Origin of the sequence: Asticcacaulis sp., assembly GCF_027484505.1 — a bacterium.
Lineage (GTDB): Bacteria > Pseudomonadota > Alphaproteobacteria > Caulobacterales > Caulobacteraceae > Asticcacaulis.
Genome location: NZ_JAIXSV010000064.1, coordinates 1 through 15772, shown reverse-complemented (window position 1 = coordinate 15772; position 15772 = coordinate 1). Strand labels below are relative to the sequence as shown.

The 15772-nt window shown below is 61.6% G+C and carries 18 protein-coding genes; 8 read left to right on the top strand and 10 right to left on the bottom strand.

All coding sequences use genetic code 11. The features are described 5' to 3' along the window. Window positions 1-67 precede the first annotated feature (67 nt). Window positions 68-382 carry a hypothetical protein gene (locus Q0072_RS03595; RefSeq protein ID WP_298325842.1) on the top strand — a complete coding sequence of 105 codons (315 nt, stop codon included), beginning with the start codon at window positions 68-70 and terminating at the stop codon, window positions 380-382. A 43-nt stretch (window positions 383-425) separates the two neighbouring features. On the opposite strand, the gene Q0072_RS03590 is transcribed toward Q0072_RS03595, so the two are convergent. The 3 genes from Q0072_RS03590 to Q0072_RS03580 are packed head-to-tail and all read right to left on the bottom strand — an operon-like array spanning window position 426 to window position 2840. Then, window positions 426-650, bottom strand: coding sequence for a DUF4170 domain-containing protein (locus Q0072_RS03590; RefSeq protein WP_126424107.1), 225 nt, complete (start codon window positions 648-650; stop codon window positions 426-428). Between the two features lie 10 nt (window positions 651-660). Continuing rightward, window positions 661-1473 (bottom strand): 3'(2'),5'-bisphosphate nucleotidase CysQ, encoded by an 813-nt coding sequence (locus Q0072_RS03585; protein WP_298325837.1) that lies wholly within the window; start codon window positions 1471-1473, stop codon window positions 661-663. Further along, window positions 1473-2840: a TldD/PmbA family protein gene (locus tag Q0072_RS03580; RefSeq protein ID WP_298325835.1), complete on the bottom strand. Its 1368-nt coding sequence runs from the start codon at window positions 2838-2840 to the stop codon at window positions 1473-1475. The genes Q0072_RS03585 and Q0072_RS03580 overlap by 1 nt, the downstream gene beginning before the upstream one ends. 189 nt (window positions 2841-3029) lie before the next feature. Here Q0072_RS03580 and Q0072_RS03575 point away from each other — a divergent pair, with 189 nt between their 5' ends. Continuing rightward, entirely contained in the window at window positions 3030-4994 is a 1965-nt protein-coding gene (locus Q0072_RS03575) for an EAL domain-containing protein (RefSeq protein ID WP_298325833.1), read from the top strand. Window positions 4995-5229: 235 nt separating this feature from the next. Here Q0072_RS03575 and Q0072_RS03570 read toward each other — a convergent pair whose 3' ends face one another. Next, window positions 5230-6474 carry an SGNH/GDSL hydrolase family protein gene (locus Q0072_RS03570; protein WP_298325827.1) on the bottom strand — a complete coding sequence of 415 codons (1245 nt, stop codon included), beginning with the start codon at window positions 6472-6474 and terminating at the stop codon, window positions 5230-5232. 500 nt (window positions 6475-6974) lie between these two features. Between Q0072_RS03570 and Q0072_RS03565 the strand changes: the two genes are divergently transcribed. Then, window positions 6975-7487, top strand: a complete 513-nt coding sequence (locus Q0072_RS03565; RefSeq protein ID WP_298325824.1) for a hypothetical protein — start codon at window positions 6975-6977, stop codon at window positions 7485-7487. A 533-nt stretch (window positions 7488-8020) separates the two neighbouring features. On the opposite strand, the gene Q0072_RS03560 is transcribed toward Q0072_RS03565, so the two are convergent. Further along, window positions 8021-8437: a hypothetical protein gene (locus Q0072_RS03560; RefSeq protein ID WP_298325822.1), complete on the bottom strand. Its 417-nt coding sequence runs from the start codon at window positions 8435-8437 to the stop codon at window positions 8021-8023. Between the two features lie 8 nt (window positions 8438-8445). Further along, window positions 8446-9978, bottom strand: a complete 1533-nt coding sequence (locus Q0072_RS03555; protein WP_298325819.1) for a UbiD family decarboxylase — start codon at window positions 9976-9978, stop codon at window positions 8446-8448. Between the two features lie 219 nt (window positions 9979-10197). Between Q0072_RS03555 and Q0072_RS03550 the strand changes: the two genes are divergently transcribed. Beyond that, the gene (locus tag Q0072_RS03550) at window positions 10198-11031 is read left to right on the top strand and encodes an NAD(P)-dependent oxidoreductase (RefSeq protein ID WP_298325816.1); all 834 of its coding nucleotides are present in this window, start codon (window positions 10198-10200) and stop codon (window positions 11029-11031) included. On the opposite strand, the gene Q0072_RS03545 is transcribed toward Q0072_RS03550, so the two are convergent. Both Q0072_RS03545 and Q0072_RS03540 read right to left on the bottom strand, forming a co-directional pair. Then, a complete protein-coding gene (locus Q0072_RS03545) occupies window positions 11028-11351 on the bottom strand; it encodes a low molecular weight protein tyrosine phosphatase family protein (protein WP_298325813.1) in 324 nt (107 codons plus the stop codon). The genes Q0072_RS03550 and Q0072_RS03545 overlap by 4 nt on opposite strands. Before the next feature lie 6 nt (window positions 11352-11357). Then, complete coding sequence (locus Q0072_RS03540) at window positions 11358-12563, bottom strand: TIGR03862 family flavoprotein (protein ID WP_298325810.1); 1206 nt, start codon at window positions 12561-12563, stop codon at window positions 11358-11360. Window positions 12564-12790: 227 nt separating this feature from the next. On the opposite strand from Q0072_RS03540, the gene Q0072_RS03535 reads away from it, so the two are divergent. From Q0072_RS03535 to Q0072_RS03525, 3 genes are all read left to right on the top strand, one after another. Next, window positions 12791-12997, top strand: a complete 207-nt coding sequence (locus tag Q0072_RS03535) for a DUF2061 domain-containing protein (RefSeq protein WP_126423380.1) — start codon at window positions 12791-12793, stop codon at window positions 12995-12997. Between the two features lie 110 nt (window positions 12998-13107). After that, a complete protein-coding gene (locus Q0072_RS03530) occupies window positions 13108-13233 on the top strand; it encodes an entericidin A/B family lipoprotein (protein WP_013480655.1) in 126 nt (41 codons plus the stop codon). A 52-nt stretch (window positions 13234-13285) separates the two neighbouring features. After that, entirely contained in the window at window positions 13286-13855 is a 570-nt protein-coding gene (locus Q0072_RS03525; RefSeq protein ID WP_298325805.1) for a hypothetical protein, read from the top strand. Between the two features lie 307 nt (window positions 13856-14162). Here Q0072_RS03525 and Q0072_RS03520 read toward each other — a convergent pair whose 3' ends face one another. After that, window positions 14163-14717 (bottom strand): NADPH-dependent FMN reductase, encoded by a 555-nt coding sequence (locus tag Q0072_RS03520; protein ID WP_298325803.1) that lies wholly within the window; start codon window positions 14715-14717, stop codon window positions 14163-14165. A gap of 137 nt (window positions 14718-14854) precedes the next feature. On the opposite strand from Q0072_RS03520, the gene Q0072_RS03515 reads away from it, so the two are divergent. Continuing rightward, a complete protein-coding gene (locus Q0072_RS03515; RefSeq protein ID WP_298325801.1) occupies window positions 14855-15523 on the top strand; it encodes a cation transporter in 669 nt (222 codons plus the stop codon). Window positions 15524-15557: 34 nt separating this feature from the next. On the opposite strand, the gene Q0072_RS03510 is transcribed toward Q0072_RS03515, so the two are convergent. Beyond that, the coding region (locus Q0072_RS03510; protein ID WP_366941775.1) for a uracil-DNA glycosylase family protein at window positions 15558-15772 on the bottom strand (215 nt) is incomplete at its 5' end.

Below are 15772 nucleotides of genomic sequence, written 5' to 3'. Positions count from 1 at the left end.
GGTGGTTGCGCCTTCGCCCTTTTTCGCGCACGTTTTCGGCTTAGGTTCATCGAAACGGGGTATGGCCATGTCGCTGAAATTCATCGCTATGACGTTGACGGCTTTGGCCCTGACGGGCTGTGCTTCGACGCCCGAACCCATGGCGGGCAGCCCGCAGGCCACCCTGCCGTCGCCCAAGGCGTGCAAGGCGCGCGATCTGGTCTTTACCAAGGACGCCAACGGCAAGGCCTATTGCGTCACCGAGGCGCAGGCCAAGTGTCAGCAATCGGCGCTTTTGGTGCTGGGCGACGCCGACTGTCTCAACACGCTGATGTGGAAGGACAATAGCTCACGCCCGGAGCCGCTGCCGCGCGGCACGGCGGTGACTCCGACGAAGAACTGAGGTCAAACCACCTCCACATCGCTTTCGATGTGGAGGTGAAGAATTAATCGTTGGCCGGGTTCAGCAGGCGATGGGCGTGGATGACGAAATAGCGCATCAGGGCGTTATCGACCGTCGATTGCGCCTTGGCGCGCCAGGCGGTTTTGGCTTCTTCGTAGCTGGCATAGGCGCCGACAAATTCGACCGCCTTGAGGTCTTTGAAGTCTGTGCCGCCGGGGGCTTGCAGTTCGCCGCCGATAACGATGTGAAGCAGTTGTTTGTCGCTCATGGTCAAACTCTCAGAGGGTTTCGAGGGAGGGAAGGGCGGCGCAACGGCGCCGGATTTCGGGGTAAAGACCGGCATTGGCGCAGATCAGCGAGGCCTTGAGGCTGTCGGGCGCATTGAAGTCATAGGCCTGCCCCAGATGGTCGGAGACGATGGCCCCGGCCTCATGGCAGATCAGGGTGGCCGCCGCCACATCCCAGTCGCGCTTGGGCGTCAGGGCCATTGTGAAATCGGCACGGCCCGCCGCCACGCACACCATCCGATAGGCGACCGAGGGGCGAGAGGTTATGCTCATCTTCGGCCACGGCTCCGGCCAGATGTCGCGGCCGAACAGGCGGGCATCGCCGATACCCTGCGCCACGCTGAGGTCGGTGGTGGCGGAAGCGCGGATGGGCTCACCGTTCAAAAACGCGCCCAACCCCTTGCCGGCGCTGTACATTTCCTGAGCGTCGGGCGCATAGACCACGGCGGCGACGGGCTGTCGCGCCTGCACCAGACACAGGGCGATGGTCCAGTAGGGGGAGCCTTTGGTGAAGCCCATCGTGCCGTCGATGGGGTCGAGCACGAACAGGTGTGACTGCGTCAGGCGCGCGGGCGTGTCGGGCGATTCCTCGCTCTGCCAGCCATAGCCGGGGCGCGCGTCCAAAAGCGCCTCCTTCAGCCACAGATCGACCTCCAGATCGGCATTGGTGACGATGGAGCCGTCGGATTTATAAGAGATATTCAGCCCCTGCGCCTTGAGGTGCTGGGCCAGCGCCCCGGCGCGCCGCGCCCGGTCGATCAGCAGATCAAGCTCGTCCTGAAGCGTCGGCGCGGCCCGGCTCATCATTTGCCCCCGATGCTCAGGCTATCGACCAGAATCGAGGGGGTATCGAGCGTCCCCTTGATCTCAAGGTCTGAGGCGGGCTCAAGGCGCGCGAAAATGTCGATCAGATTGCCGGCGACGGTGATTTCATTGACCGGGTGGGTCAGTTCGCCGTTTTCAAACACAAAGCCTGATGCCCCGGCGGACCAGTCGCCGGTGTCCGAATTGACGCTGGGGCCGAACATCGAGGTGATCAGCACCCCCGAACCGGCCGCTTTCATCAGGTCGGCGGGCGAGCGCGTACCGGGGCTGAGCGTCACATTGTGCGCCGAAACCCCTGCCGGATGCGCCAGAGAACGCGAGGCGTGGCCGGTCGAAGCCATGCCCAGTTGCCGCCCGGCGGCGCTGTTGAGCAGCCAGGTGGTCAGGACGCCGTCTTCGATCAGGTGACGTTCCCGCACGGCCACGCCTTCGTCGTCATAGAGGCACGAGCTCAGACCACGCGGGCGCAACGGATCGTCGATGATGTGCACACCGGGTGCGAACAGGCGCTGGCCCAGCTTGTCTTTCAGATAGCTGGAGCCGCGCGCCACGGACGGACCGGAAATGGCCCCCAGAAACAGGCCGATCAGCGACTTGGCCGTGCGCGGTTCGAACAGGACCGGGGCCGTGCGGCTGTCGATCTTGCGCGCGCCCAAGGCTTTCAAGGCGCGTTCGGCGGCGAGGGCACCGGTGGCTTCGGGGGTGGGCAAATCGGACAGGTAGCGGGTCGAGCGGCCTTCGCCATCGCGCTCCATGCCGCCGGTTTCGTCCGTGGCGATCAGGCGCGCCGACTGAAACGACAGGCTGGTGCGGTGGTGGCCTTCAAAGCCGTCCGAGGTGAGAAGCTGCCAGCGGGTGAAGCTCTGGCCCGCGCTGGCCGCATCGCTTTGCAGGCGCGGGTCGATCAGGCCCGCGGCCTCACAGGCCAGTGCCCGTTCGCGCAAAGCGTCGGCGCTCAGTTCGGTGGGGTCGAAAATATCCAGATCAACACCGTCGCCGCGCCACAGTAGCGCCGGATCGGCCAGACCGGCATAGGCGTCATCCGGGGCCAGCCGCGCCATGGCGACGCAGCGTTCGACCAGCCGCGCCAGCGTGCGCTCGGAAAATTCGGAGACGGAGACGACGGCCTGTTTCCGACCGACAAACACGCGCAGCCCCAGATCGGTGGCCTCATCGCTTTCGACGGTTTCCACCGCCCCCTTGCGCACGCCGACGCTGAGTGAGCGGCTTTGAGAATAGACGGCTTCGGCGGCATCTGCGCCTTGCGCCCGTGCCAGACCGATGACGTGCGCAAGCAACGCCGTAGAATCGGTGCGGGCGGGGGTGTCTGTTTGCGTGTGCAGCATAAGGTCTTTCTTAGGCGCGCCGGGGGGCGGGGCGCAAGTCTCAATTGGAACGATTCCCCGCAAAGCATATTATAACCTTGTTTTACAGGATTATTTCCTACAGATTAGTATAATCTTTAGGGCATTCCTCTAGGTTGTGACCTCTGTGGCGCAGGCTCTGTTGACTGCGCGTCATCCTGCAGGGGTCTTATGCTGTCACTGGCCGAACGCACCGGAGACTTGCGTCGGTATGCTTACCGGCTGTTGCGCCGTCTGAAGGCGAGTCACAGACAGAGCGAAGTCGATACGGCGGAGTTGAGGCGTCAGCGCGCGATTGCGTTGCGCCCGGTCGTGCGTGGTCTGTGCGGGGTGGTCGGCAGCTATTATATCGTCATTTTTATCTCTCACTTTTTCTATGAAAAAGGGATGGACCTGCCGATCATGGCCGGTCTGGGGGGGCTGACGGCTGTGACCTGCCTGTCCTTTTTCCGCTGGACGCGCTGGACCGAAAGCGTGCAACGGCTGGAAATCGTCACTTTGATCGTCAGTCTTTTGATGTACACCAATGTGGTGGTGTCTCAGTACCTGCACTTTGTACCGGCCAAGCTGATCTATTTTGTGCTGATGACCCTGGTCTTCGCCACCTCGGCGGTGTCGCTGCGGGTTGTGGTGCCGACGTCGTTTCTGGCTACTGGCACCATGTTTGTCATGGCCCATCACGCCGGTTTCCCGGTGCTCAAGCAGCACATCTGGGTCGGTATCGGCGGTATTGTCACGGCGCTGGGCATGGCCGGCATTATGCGCAGCACGATTTTTCGCGCCGTTCATGCGCGGCTGGTGGCGGAAAAGCACCGGCACGAGGCGCAGATTCTGGCCCATTACGACGCCCTGACCGGTCTGCCCAACCGCCGCAGCTTTTTCACCGAGCTGGATGTGGCGCTGGTGGGGGCCAAAAACGGGCACGCCTTTGATCTGGGACTGATTGATCTCGACGGCTTCAAACCGGTCAATGACCTCTATGGGCACAGCGTTGGCGATGCCCTGCTGATCGAGGTCGGCAAGCGTTTGCGCGCCGTTGTGGGGTCGCGCGGTGTCGTAGCGCGGCTGGGCGGCGATGAGTTTTCCCTTATTCTCAACGGGCAGATGCCTGACGACGATCTGCGCCGTTTTGGCGAAGACCTCTGCGATACCTTGCGCGAAACCTATGTGCTTGGCGGCGGCGTCTGCGCCAATATTTCCGGTTCGGTCGGCTTCGTGCATTCGGACCCCGACGCCCAGTGGAACGCTTCGCAGATGCTGGAGCGCGCCGACTACGCGCTTTATTACGCCAAGCAGAACCTGCGCGGCGCGCCGGTTATCTTTGACCGCCGCCACGAAAACGAGATGCAGGATTTCGGCGCCGTGGATCAGACGCTGCGATCGTCCGATCTCGAAAGTGAACTCTATATCGTCTTCCAGCCGCAGATCGACCTCAAGGCGCAGCGCACGGTCAGCTTCGAGGCGCTCGCCCGCTGGCAGTCGGAAAAGCTGGGGCCGGTGCGGCCGGACATCTTCATCCGCGCCGCCGAACGCTCGGGCCTGATCAGCGACATCACTTTGATTTTGCTGCGCAAGGCGCTGGTGGCGGTGCGCGACTGGCCGAACGATATGCGTGTGTCGTTCAACCTGTCGGCGCGCGACCTGCGCTCGCTGCCGGCCATTGCGCGCATCTGCGACACGGTGCAGGCGTCGGGCGTCGATCCGAAGCGCATCGAGTTCGAAATCACCGAAACCGCCATGCTCAGCGATTTCGATCAGGCGCTGGAGGCGCTGGCCCTGCTGAAAGGCATGGGCAGCCGCATCGCGCTCGATGACTTTGGCTCAGGCTATTCCAGCTTCGGCTATATCCATCGCCTGCCGGTGGACAAGATCAAGATCGACCGCAGCTTCGTGACCCAGCTTCTGCGCCACGACTCGACGGTAAAGATCGTCAAGACGCTGATCGACCTGTGCGGTAACCTGTCGCTCGATCACGTCATCGAGGGCGTCGAGACGGCGGCGGAACTGTGCCGTCTGGAAGAGATCGGCGCGCGCTATATTCAGGGCTATTATTTCTCACAGCCCATGCGTAACGAGGCGATCAACGCCTATCTGGACGCGGAGTCGTGGCGCGAGGGGCTGAAAAAGGCGGGTTAGGTGTTTACACCGTGGTGACGAAATAACCTTCTCGATCTTCCTCCTCCCCATTTTATGGGGAGGTGCCGAGTTTACGAGGCGGAGGAGTATCTTCTCAGGTAAGTGTACCCCTCCGTCAGCTTCGCTTCGCTCGCTGCCCATCGCTTGCGAAAGCTATACTTTCGCTACGCTATACCCCACTTCGTAGGGAGGAGAAAAGAACCGCATTAAATCTTAAATCGTCACCGCAGCCTAATCAGGCTTTGCGCGCCCATCCGAAAGAATCGAGCGGGATCGACTGCGCCATCTTCGCCGCCCCGGCGTCATTGGGGTGCAGGTTGTCGGCCATGCCCAGCCCCGGCAGAAGCCAACCGGGACGCGCCGGGTCTTCCAGCGCCTTGTCGAAATCAAACAGGCCATCAAAGACATCGGTGCCGCGCAGCCACGCATTCAGCGCCACGCGCCGCGTCTCCTTCTCGTCGCTGTAATAGTCCTTGAAGGCCGTGCCCTTGAACGGCGTCAGCGTCCCCGCATAGGTGCGGATGCCGTGCGCCTGCGCGCGCGCAGCGATCTGGCTCAGACCCATCTTCAGGTCGTCCAGCGGAGCGTAACCGGCACTGTCCGGGCCGCCCGCGTGGCCGAGGTCGTTAATGCCGATCAGCAGCGCCACAGCGGCGACATTGGGCTGCGCCAGCACGTCGCGGTCAAAGCGCGCCAGAGCGCCGCTACCGAACCGCGCCCAGGTGCCGTGATTGAGAAGCCGGTTGCCGCTGATGCCGGCATTGACAACGCTCAGAGGGATGCGGGCGGCGCTGAGGCGCTGGCTCAGCACGTCCGGCCAGGTCCTGCCCTGATCCGGCGTGATACCATAGCCGTCGGTGATCGAGTCGCCAAAGGCCACCAGTGCCTGCGTGTTGGGGGTGGCGACCTCGACGCCTGACACCCACGGGAAGGCATTGCCGATGCCAATATCGGTCTTGGCGGTGGGCAGTTCGGCGGCCGCCGTTTGCTGCCCGTTGGCGACGTAAAGGGCGCTGCGCTGGATTTCGTGCAGGGTGGTCAGGGGGGCGGGGCCTTTGACGTACAGGCTGACGGCGAGGTCGCTGTGGGCCGCCACCGTCAGGGTCATCGGGTCGCTGAGGACATAGGCCCCCGGCGGGATCATCACAGCGGTCTGGCCGTCGAAGGTCGCGGCGCGGTCGCTTTGGTGGTCGATACGCGCGCCGGACAGGCGGTGCGCGACGCGCAACGCGTCGATGCGCAGCGGCGTGTCGCCATAGGCATTGGACAGGCGGATACGCACAGCATTGCCACCCGCGCTGAGGCGCACGATCTGACGCAGGGTGAGGTCCTGCGCCTGCGCCTTGTTGCCGGAGGGTTCCGGTGCAGCGTACCATGAGGGCGTCCAGTGCGGGGTTGTTCGAGCCAGCGCAGGAAGGGTGAGCGCGGCTCCGGCGGCGGTCAGCCCCGACATCAGCGCGCGGCGGTTCAGAATGGACATGACGACTCCCTTGACCTTTTAGCGCGCATCTAACGCGATTTTGCGCATTAGGGAAACAGGGTTTGAGTTAGCCACGGATAGACACGGATGGCCGCGCTTATGCGCGGCCTGCACGGATGTAGGTGAAATGATTTTAGGTGGAAACGGCATAGCGCTACAGCGCCTCCCCTGATTTCAGGGGAGGGTGGCGCGCAGCGCCGGGTGGGGTTAATGCGGTGGTATTAACCCCACCGTCTTTGACGCCTGAGCGGCGTCAAATCCACCTCCCCTGAAATCAGGGGAGGTGCTTGAACGGAGAGTCCATTAAAAGTCATCCGATCTAATGGTGCATTTGAGAGGGTCGGTGCGCGGACCATCTGTGTCAGGCGGGCGAAGCCCGCCATCCGTGTCTATCCGTGGCGAAAAAATCTATCCCCGCTCAGACATACACAATTTCAACCGCTTAATCGCATTTTCGAGGCATCTGTCCCCGCCGCAGAAACCTCTGTCATGCTGAGCCCATGACACAGATTGCCCCCCACATCCCCGCCGCTCACACCGCTGACCCCACAGCGGCCTATGACCGCCTGATGCGTCTCGCGGATCAGATTCTGACCGCGCTCGAAACCGCACCGCGCCCGACCACGGCCATAGAGATCGGCCGCACCGCCCGCGCCATCATGGCCGTCGAGCGGATGTTGCGCGCGCTTTACACGCCGCTGCTGAAGGCAAAACCGAAGCCCGTCAAGGAAATGGTGCCGACTGAAGCGCCCCCTCCGTCTCGCCGCTCCCGCGCCGATCCACCTCCCCCGTTGCGCCCTGACGGGCTTACAGGGGAGGAGAAAGGCATAACATCCTCCTCTGCGATAGCGGGGGAGGGGGACCCCGAAGGGGTGGAGGGGGTAACGCCCGCCGCCAATCCGCACAGCGAGTGGTCAAAGGGCTGGGCCGACAAACAGGCGCAGATGCGCGAACAACGCGCCGCCCGCATAGGCAAATGGCCCGACGGTACGCCGTATAAGAAGTCAGGCTAACTCTCCTCCCTGCGGCCTTGCCGTGGGGACCGGGCCGCTGGTGCGGATGATCGCGAACGGAGGGGGGAGACTCGGAAGACGGGCTGGCTGCTGCCTTTGTTGTGCGTACCTCCAAAGTGCCGTACATGTGACGACCAACGGCGCAATCCCCCTCCGTCTCCTCGTTTCACTCGGATCCACCTCCCCATCGCTGACGCGACAGGGAGGAGAGAGGTTTATCCGCGATCCATCCAGATATTGAATCTGCCCGAGGCTGAGATATACAAGACCCGTTCAGCAGGGGGTCGGGATGCAGAAGAAAAACAGAAGTTGGCTTTTTCTGATTTTGGCGGTGATAGTTTTTATCATCGCTTTCTTTGTGCTGGCGAAAGTCAGTATCCAAATAGAGCTACCGACATCCGCACAGGACGTCAGATAAGCCTTTTCAGAGATTATTGCGCACTCTATCCAACCCATGCTTCCGGCACAGGTAGGAGAGGCGTTTCCAGATCGACAGGCCTAACCAGTCAATGACGATGAGGCGATGCAGGTCGCTAATTTGACACCTGAAAACGCCAAATCTGCCTGATCCCGCGTGCAGTCAAATAGAGATAAAGCGGGTAGGCGACAAACACATAACAGTCGATAACGACTTGTCCAACTGATTGCACGAACGACCATTTTCCATTGAACGGCAGTACAAACAACAGGCTCAGCAGGCCCAAACCGGCCAGTTTTGCATCCGCAGCAAGCCAAAGCTCGTTCTGGGGCGACGGCTTTTTCGCCCACAGCAGAAGTACAGAGTCGATCAGAAGCAGCACAGAGGTCGGAAAGAAATACGCCGCATAAAGTATCTCCGGATAGCTTTCCGTAGGAGACCTTGAGAGCCGCCAGGCGAGATCGGTAAAGGCAAAAATACCGTTGCCGATCACCGCCGTGATGCTGAACAGAAGCAGCCATACCCCCCGCATAACCCCTCCTATTTCCAGATCGGCTTACCCGTCCCCGGCAGGCCCATGGCTGCCCATTTTTCGCTGACGCGGTCGATGACGTCCTGTTCCATATACAGTTTTTCGCCCCATTCGCGGTGGGTTTCCGGCTCCCACTTATTGGTGGCGTCGAGACCGATCTTCGACCCCAGACCGCTTTCCGGTGAGGCGAAGTCGAGATAGTCGATCGGCGTGTTTTCAATCACCGTAATATCGCGCGCCGGGTCCATGCGCGTCGAAATCGCCCACATCACGTCCTTCCAGTCGCGGCAGTTGATGTCATCATCCACGACGATCAGCCATTTGGTGTACATGAACTGCCGCAGATACGACCACGCGCCCATCATCACGCGCTTGGCGTGGCCCGGATAGGCCTTCTTCATCGAAATGACGGCGATGCGGTACGAACACCCTTCGGGCGGCAGCCAGAAATCGACAATCTCCGGAAACTGCTGACGGATCAGCGGGATAAACACCTCATTTAGCGCTTCACCCAGCACAGACGGCTCATCGGGCGGGCGGCCGGTGAAGGTCGAGAGATAGATGGGCTGCTTGCGCCGCGTGATGGCCGACACCTGAAACACCGGGAATTTTTCGACCGAATTGTAATAGCCGGTGTGGTCGCCATAGGGGCCTTCGTCGGCATAGTCATCGAGCAGCACATGACCTTCGAGGACGATTTCGGCTTCGGCAGGCACCATCAACGGCACGGTCTTGGCCGGCACCAGCTCGGCCTTGGCCCCTCGCAAGAGCCCCGCGAACTGATACTCGCTGCGCGTATCCGGCACCGGCGTCACGGCGACGCGCATGGTGCCCGGATCGGCCCCCAGCACCACGCAGGCGGGCAGGGGCTCTTTCTTTTTGGCCTTCTTCCAGCGGGCGTGGTGCTGCGCCCCGCCGCGGTGGGCCAGCCAGCGCATGATGGCACGGTCCTTGCCCAGCACCTGCATGCGATAGATGCCGAGGTTGAAATCGTCTTCGCGCGCTTCCGACGGCCCCTTGGTGACCACAAGGCCCCAGGTGATCAGCGGCGCCGGCTCACCGGGCCAGCAGCCCTGCACCGGCAGACGCGTCAGGTCGATCTGATCACCCGTCTGCACCACCTCCTGTACGGGGGCCTTCGAGACGGTCTTGGGACGCATCCCCATCACCGTCTTGGCCAGCGGCAGCATGCTGAGGGCGTCCTTGAAGCCGCGCGGCGGTTCGGGTTGCCGCAGGAAGGCCAGAAGCTCACCCACTTCGCGCAGGTCCTGCGGATTGGTGCGGTCCTTGCCTTCGAGTGTGACGCCCATGGCGACGCGCTTGACCGTGCCGAACAGGTTGACCAGCACCGGCATGTCGGACTTTGAGCCATCGGGCATGATGACGTTTTCGAACAGGACCGCCGGGCCTTTTTCGGCCAGCAGACGGGTCTGGATCTCGGTCATTTCGAGGTGGGTGGAGACGGGCTCCGTGACCCGCACCAGCTCGCCTTCGCGCTCGAGCTTGGCTATGAAATCTCGCAGGGATTTGTAGGCGCTCATGACCGGGACTCTTTTTGGGAATACGGCTGCGAGACATAGGCCGATGAGGGAAAGGAGGCAAGTCTAACAAATCTCATACCTCCCCGCTGGCGGGGAGGGTGGCATCGCGAAGCGATGACGGGTGGGGTGGATAAAGGTGCCTGAATATGCCACCCCACCACCGTTCGCTCCCCTCATGGTCCCCCTCCCCGCCAGCGGGGAGGTATGATAGGAAGCCGTATGAGCAAGATATTAGTCATCGGTTCGACAAGCCTTGTGGGGCAAAGGCTGCGCGACATCGTGCCGCAGGCCGCATTCACCACGCGCAAGCCAAAACAGGCCAATGACCTGTGCCTCGATCTGATGCACCCCCAGGCCTTTGAGGGCGAAGGCTTTGCGCATGTCATTGTGACCTCGCCTCTCTGGCTGATCACCGAGGCCGTGCTGGAGGTCTTGTGGGCGCAGGGCATGAAGCGCGTCGTCGCCTTTTCCTCGACTTCGCGCTTTTCTAAGACCTATTCGCCGCAGCCGGAAGAACGCCGCGTCGTCGAACTCCTGAGCGAGGCCGAGGCGCGCATCGAAGCCTTTTGCGCCACGCACGACGTGGACTGGACGATCCTGCGGCCCACCCTGATCTATGATGAAGGCCGCGATCAGAACATAAGCCGCATCGCCGCCACCATCGACCGGCTGGGCGTGTTTCCGGTGTGCGGGCCTGCGTCAGGCCTGCGGCAGCCGGTCCATGCCCGTGATCTGGCCAAAGCCGCTGTGGAGGTGCTTGCGACCGGGGCCACGGCCAATCGTGCCTATGACCTGTCGGGCGGGGAGACGCTCAGCTATCGCGAGATGGTGGCGCGGATATTTGCGTCTAAGGGTAAACCGGCGCGTATCCTCAGCCTGCCGGAAGGGGCGTGGCGGCTGGGGTTCGGGGTCTTGGGTCTACTGCGGCCCGGTTCGGCGCTGAAAGGCAATGTGCATATGGCCTTGCGCATGAATACCGATCTGATTTTTGATCACACGGCGGCCACGCGCGATTTCGGCTATGAGCCGGGGATATTCAAGCCGGAGTTTTAGCGCAGGTGCGGACCCACGCGGGTCTTGAGCAAGGTGATAAGCTCCGGGTCCATATAGGCGTACTCATCCGGAATGTTGAGGCAAATGACCCTGGCGTTGCCAATGTGCTTTTTGAACTTTTGGCTCAACTTGTTACGATGCGCTTTTTCCATAACGAAGATGGTGTCCACACTTTCGAGATGCTCAGGCGTCAATGGCTCAGCGGCGTCATTGCCAAGTCCCGCTGATGACACTTCGAGATTAGGGTACTGTGAAAACACCTGCTCAGCCGTAGGGCTGCGCAGTTTATTCGCCGTACAAAGGAACAGGACGCGTTGCATGACGTTTTACTTACGCAAGATCGCCTCAGCCGTCCACACCGCCTGACTGAAACAGGCCTGAAGCAGGTAGCCGCCGGTTGGGGCCTCCCAGTCGAGCATTTCGCCGATGGCATAGACACCGGGCAGGGCCTTCAGTTCGTAATCTGCCGTCAGTGCGTCGAAGCGGATACCCCCGGCGCTCGATATGGCGCGCTCCAGCCCCTGCGCCCCGGTCAGAGTCAGCGGCACGGCTTTGATAAGACTTGGGATCAGGGCCGGGGTAACCGCCTGATCGCCTTCGCGCAGCACGGCAATCTGCGCCGGGGTCAGGTTCAGGGTCTTGCGTAAGCGATTGCTCAGGCTGTCGTTTTTGGCCCCGCGCGATAGGCGGTTCTGGATTTGCGCCTCCGACCATTCGGGCTTGAGGTCTAACGACGCCACCGCCGCGCCCTTGCGTTCGACCGCGTCGCGCAGGGCGGCGGCAAAGGCGTAGACCAGCCCGCCTTCGACCCCGTCGCGGGTCAGCATCAACTCGCCCTTGCGCGTGCGGCCATCAAAGGTCAGGGCGACGTTTTTCAACGGCTCCCCGGCGAATTTGTCGCGGAGCAGGGCGCTCCAGCCGACGCGAAAGCCCATATTGGCCGGGCGCAACGGCGCGACGGGCACGCCTTTTTCGCTCAGCAAGCGGGTCCAGCCGCCGTCTGAGCCCAGTCGCGGCCAACTGGCCCCGCCCAGCGCCAGCACGGTCACATCGGCTTCGACGCGCACGCTTTGGCCCAGATGATCGAACATCAGTGCCGATCCGTCCCAGCCGGTCCACGTATGGCGCAGATGAAAGCGGACCCCCATGCCAGAACTTGGGGCTTCCAGTCGCGCCAGCCACTGGCGCAACAGGGGCGAGGCCTTCAACGCCTTCGGGAAGACCCGCCCGCTGGTCCCGACGAAGGTGTCGGCCGAAAGCCCGTCGGCCCAGTCGCGCAAGGCTTTGGGTGGAAAGGCCTCGATGGCGGGTCTGAGCGTCGCCGCCTGCGCCCCATAGCGCCCAATAAAGGCCGCCAGAGGCTCGGAATGGGTGAGGTTCAGCCCGCCGCGCCCGGCCATCAGAAACTTGCGCGCCACCGAGGGCATACGGTCATAGATATCAACCCGCAGGCCCGCGGCGCTGAGGCGTTCGGCCAGCATCAGCCCGGCGGGGCCGGCGCCAATCACGGCGATGGAAGGGGAGGCGGTCATAAGGCTGTTTAGGCCTATGCTTCGCCTTAAGGCAAGCCGCCGTTTGAGTCTTGGGTTTGATGTGAGCGGGCGGAAAGTCCACCCCACCCCCGTTCGCTTCGCGGTCCCCCGCCAGCGGGGAGGTATAGATTTAACTTACTTAAAACTCAAAGAGGATCAATTTCCCTCTTACGCCCTCCGCGCCTATTCTCAGGGCACACCGGAGATCGCTCCGCAGGAGACCCGTCATGCGTCTGATTGCCAAAACCCTGTCCTACGGGACCATTCACGTTCTGGTCGCTTCGACCGTCGCCTTTGTGCTGACCGGCAACTGGGCCATTGCGCTGGGCATCGGCCTGCTGGAGCCGGTGGTGCAGACCCTTGTCTTCCCGCTGCATGAGTATCTGTGGGAGCGCAAGGCGCCGGAAAAGCTGAGCCTGTTCCACAGTCATTGATGGCTTCTTTATTTTGCCCTTATCTTCCGGCATGACTCCTTCATTGCCAGCGGCGCAGCTTCGGATTAACCGTCTCGCATCTGTCCTGTTTTTGAGAAGGATTCGTTGCCATGAAGCGTCTTGTCATTCTGTCGCTGATCGCCATTTTGCCGGTGCTGTCGGCCTGTAACACCATCAAGGGCGTCGGCCGCGACATCGAGTCGGTAGGTGAAGCGCTCGATAAATCGACGCGGTAGACAGGGCAGGTAGGTCTGGCGTCCGTCGCCTGAAACCGCTATCACGGCAGACATGACCGATACCGCTTCTGAACGCTACACCCAGCACGGCCTGCGGCCTCTGGTGAATTTTCTCCAGCAGGCGCGCACCCATTACCTTGAGCAATATCGCTCATTTATCGAAAATCACCGCATGGCGGGCAATGCCGGTGAGCCCGAAGTGCTGCTGGAGGCCGAAGACGCGGCCCTGTTCGACGGCCTTCTGGTGGCCGATTATCTGATCACCGACTCTGACCCGCGCGTCGTGCGCTTTGAGCCGTCACGGATGCTGAGCTTCAAGCCGATCACCGTGACGATTACCGGCATGGACATTGTCATTGAACGCCTGCGTTGGGACGATGTGGTGGTGTTGAGCGACGTGGCCCTGCCGTCAAAGGCCGATTTGCAGGTGTGGTTCGAAGACTGGACCACGCCGCGCGAAGGCGAGGACGAACACCGCGAGGCACTGGCCAATGTGCTGCACAGTTTCCGCTTCGAAGACGGGCAGTTCCGCATCGACTTCGGCTCGGCCCCGCCCAAGGCGGTCATTGACCTGTTCCTGCTGCTGAACGAATCCGGCGCAAAGTCGGTGCGGCTGGTTTGAAAGAATTGGCCACGAAAAACACAAAAAGCACGAACGGGGGTTTGTGGCACGGGTCTGCGCCTGACGTATCAAATACAGCGTTAAGCCACGTCAGATTATAGAAACCACAGATTACACAGATTTCACAAATTATCCGTGTCTGCGTCACGCAGCGGCGCGCAGCGCCAATCTGTGAAATCTGTGTAATCTGTGGTTCAAAGCCCTTCGGAGCGCCAAGCCCCTCACTTGGGCTTGCCGCACAGACGGTAAAAGCCCTTCGGGCAATATCAGCGGGACAGCCTTTTCGTGCTTTTCGTGGCTAAAATACTTACTTCTTACGCACCTCGATCTCATCGACCAGTCGTTTGACCTGCGCTTCGATAAAGCTCAGCGTGCCTTCATCCGTAAACACACCGTCGGTGGTCTTTTTGTCGATAAAGGGCACGACCACCTCAGCGCCGCCCAGCGGATGCGCGCCAATGGCCGCCAGAGTGCCGCGGATCTGCGATTGCGCCCGCACGCCGCCGGTCGAAGCCGGTGAGGTGGTGATAATCAGGGCGGGTTTGCCCGCCAGCGCGGCCTTGCCATAGGGACGCGACAGCCAGTCGAGCAGGTTCTTGATCGACCCCGGCATGGCGTAGTTATATTCCGGGCTGCCAATCAGCACGCCGTCCGCCGCCAGAACCTGAGCGCGCAGACGCGCCACGCCTTCCGGATAGGGCTCGACATCCAGGTCCTGATTGTAGACGGGAATATCGGCCACTTCGGCGACTTCAATCTCGACACCGGCCGGGGCATTGGCCGCCAGGGTGCGCAGCAGGGCCGTCGTATAGGACGCTTTGCGCAGCGAACCGGAAATGGCGATGAGCTTAGGGCTGGACATGGCAGTACCTCGCGTGATCTGTAATGTAGTTAGCTACACATAGGCCGGGCCTGACGGGGCTGCAACCCTGAACGGGATAATAGCTTGCACCCGGCAGATGAAAAGGCGCAAGCTGTTTGCCTGCTGAATGAGGTCCTATGTCCGCGCATTCCTATCATCATGATGATCATGATCACAGCCCTCACAATCACGGGCACGATCATCACAGCCACAGCCACGACATAGGTCCGGCCACCGATCCGGCCTATCGCCGCGCCCTGTGGTGGGTGATGGCCATCAATGCCGTGATGTTCTTCGTCGAAATCTGCGCCGGCCTGCAAAGTCAGTCGAAAGCGCTGCTGGCCGATTCGCTCGACTTTGCCGGGGATGCGGCCAATATCGCGCTCAGCCTGTTTGTCCTCACGGCGGCGGTTAAGGTTCGCGCCAAAGCCTCGCTGCTCAAGGCGGCCAGTATGTTCGGGTTTGCCTTGTGGATCATGGGCACGACCTTGTGGCAGGTCTATACGGGGGATGTGCCGCGCGCTGAGGTGATGGGCCTGATCAGTCTTCTGGCGGTCGCGGCCAATGTCGGTTCGGCGCTGTTGTTGTGGAAGTACCGCGAAGGCGACTCCAACGTGATGTCGGTGTGGCTGTGTACGCGCAACGACGCCATCGGCAATCTGATGGTGCTGGCGGCGGCGGTCGGTGTGTACTTCACACAGAACACGCTACCCGACGCCATTGTCGCCCTGATCATGGTGGCGATGGGGCTTCAGGCCGCGACGCGCATCACGCAGCAGGCCTTGACCGAATTGAAGGGGCAATAATCTCTCTCCCTATGCCTTCGTTACAGGGAGGAGATTATAGGCCCAAACCCCGCAAACGCGCGCGTAATCGCGGCACTATCTCGGCTTCGAGCCAAGGGTGACGGCTCAGCCACAGGCGGTTGCGCGGCGAAGGGTGCACCAGCGGAAAAAACGCGCCGTACTCATCCGCCCGCCGCACGCGTTCGGTCAGGCTGAGGCGGTCATTGAGATAATAGCCCTGCGCATAGGCCCCGATCAGCAGGGTCAGTT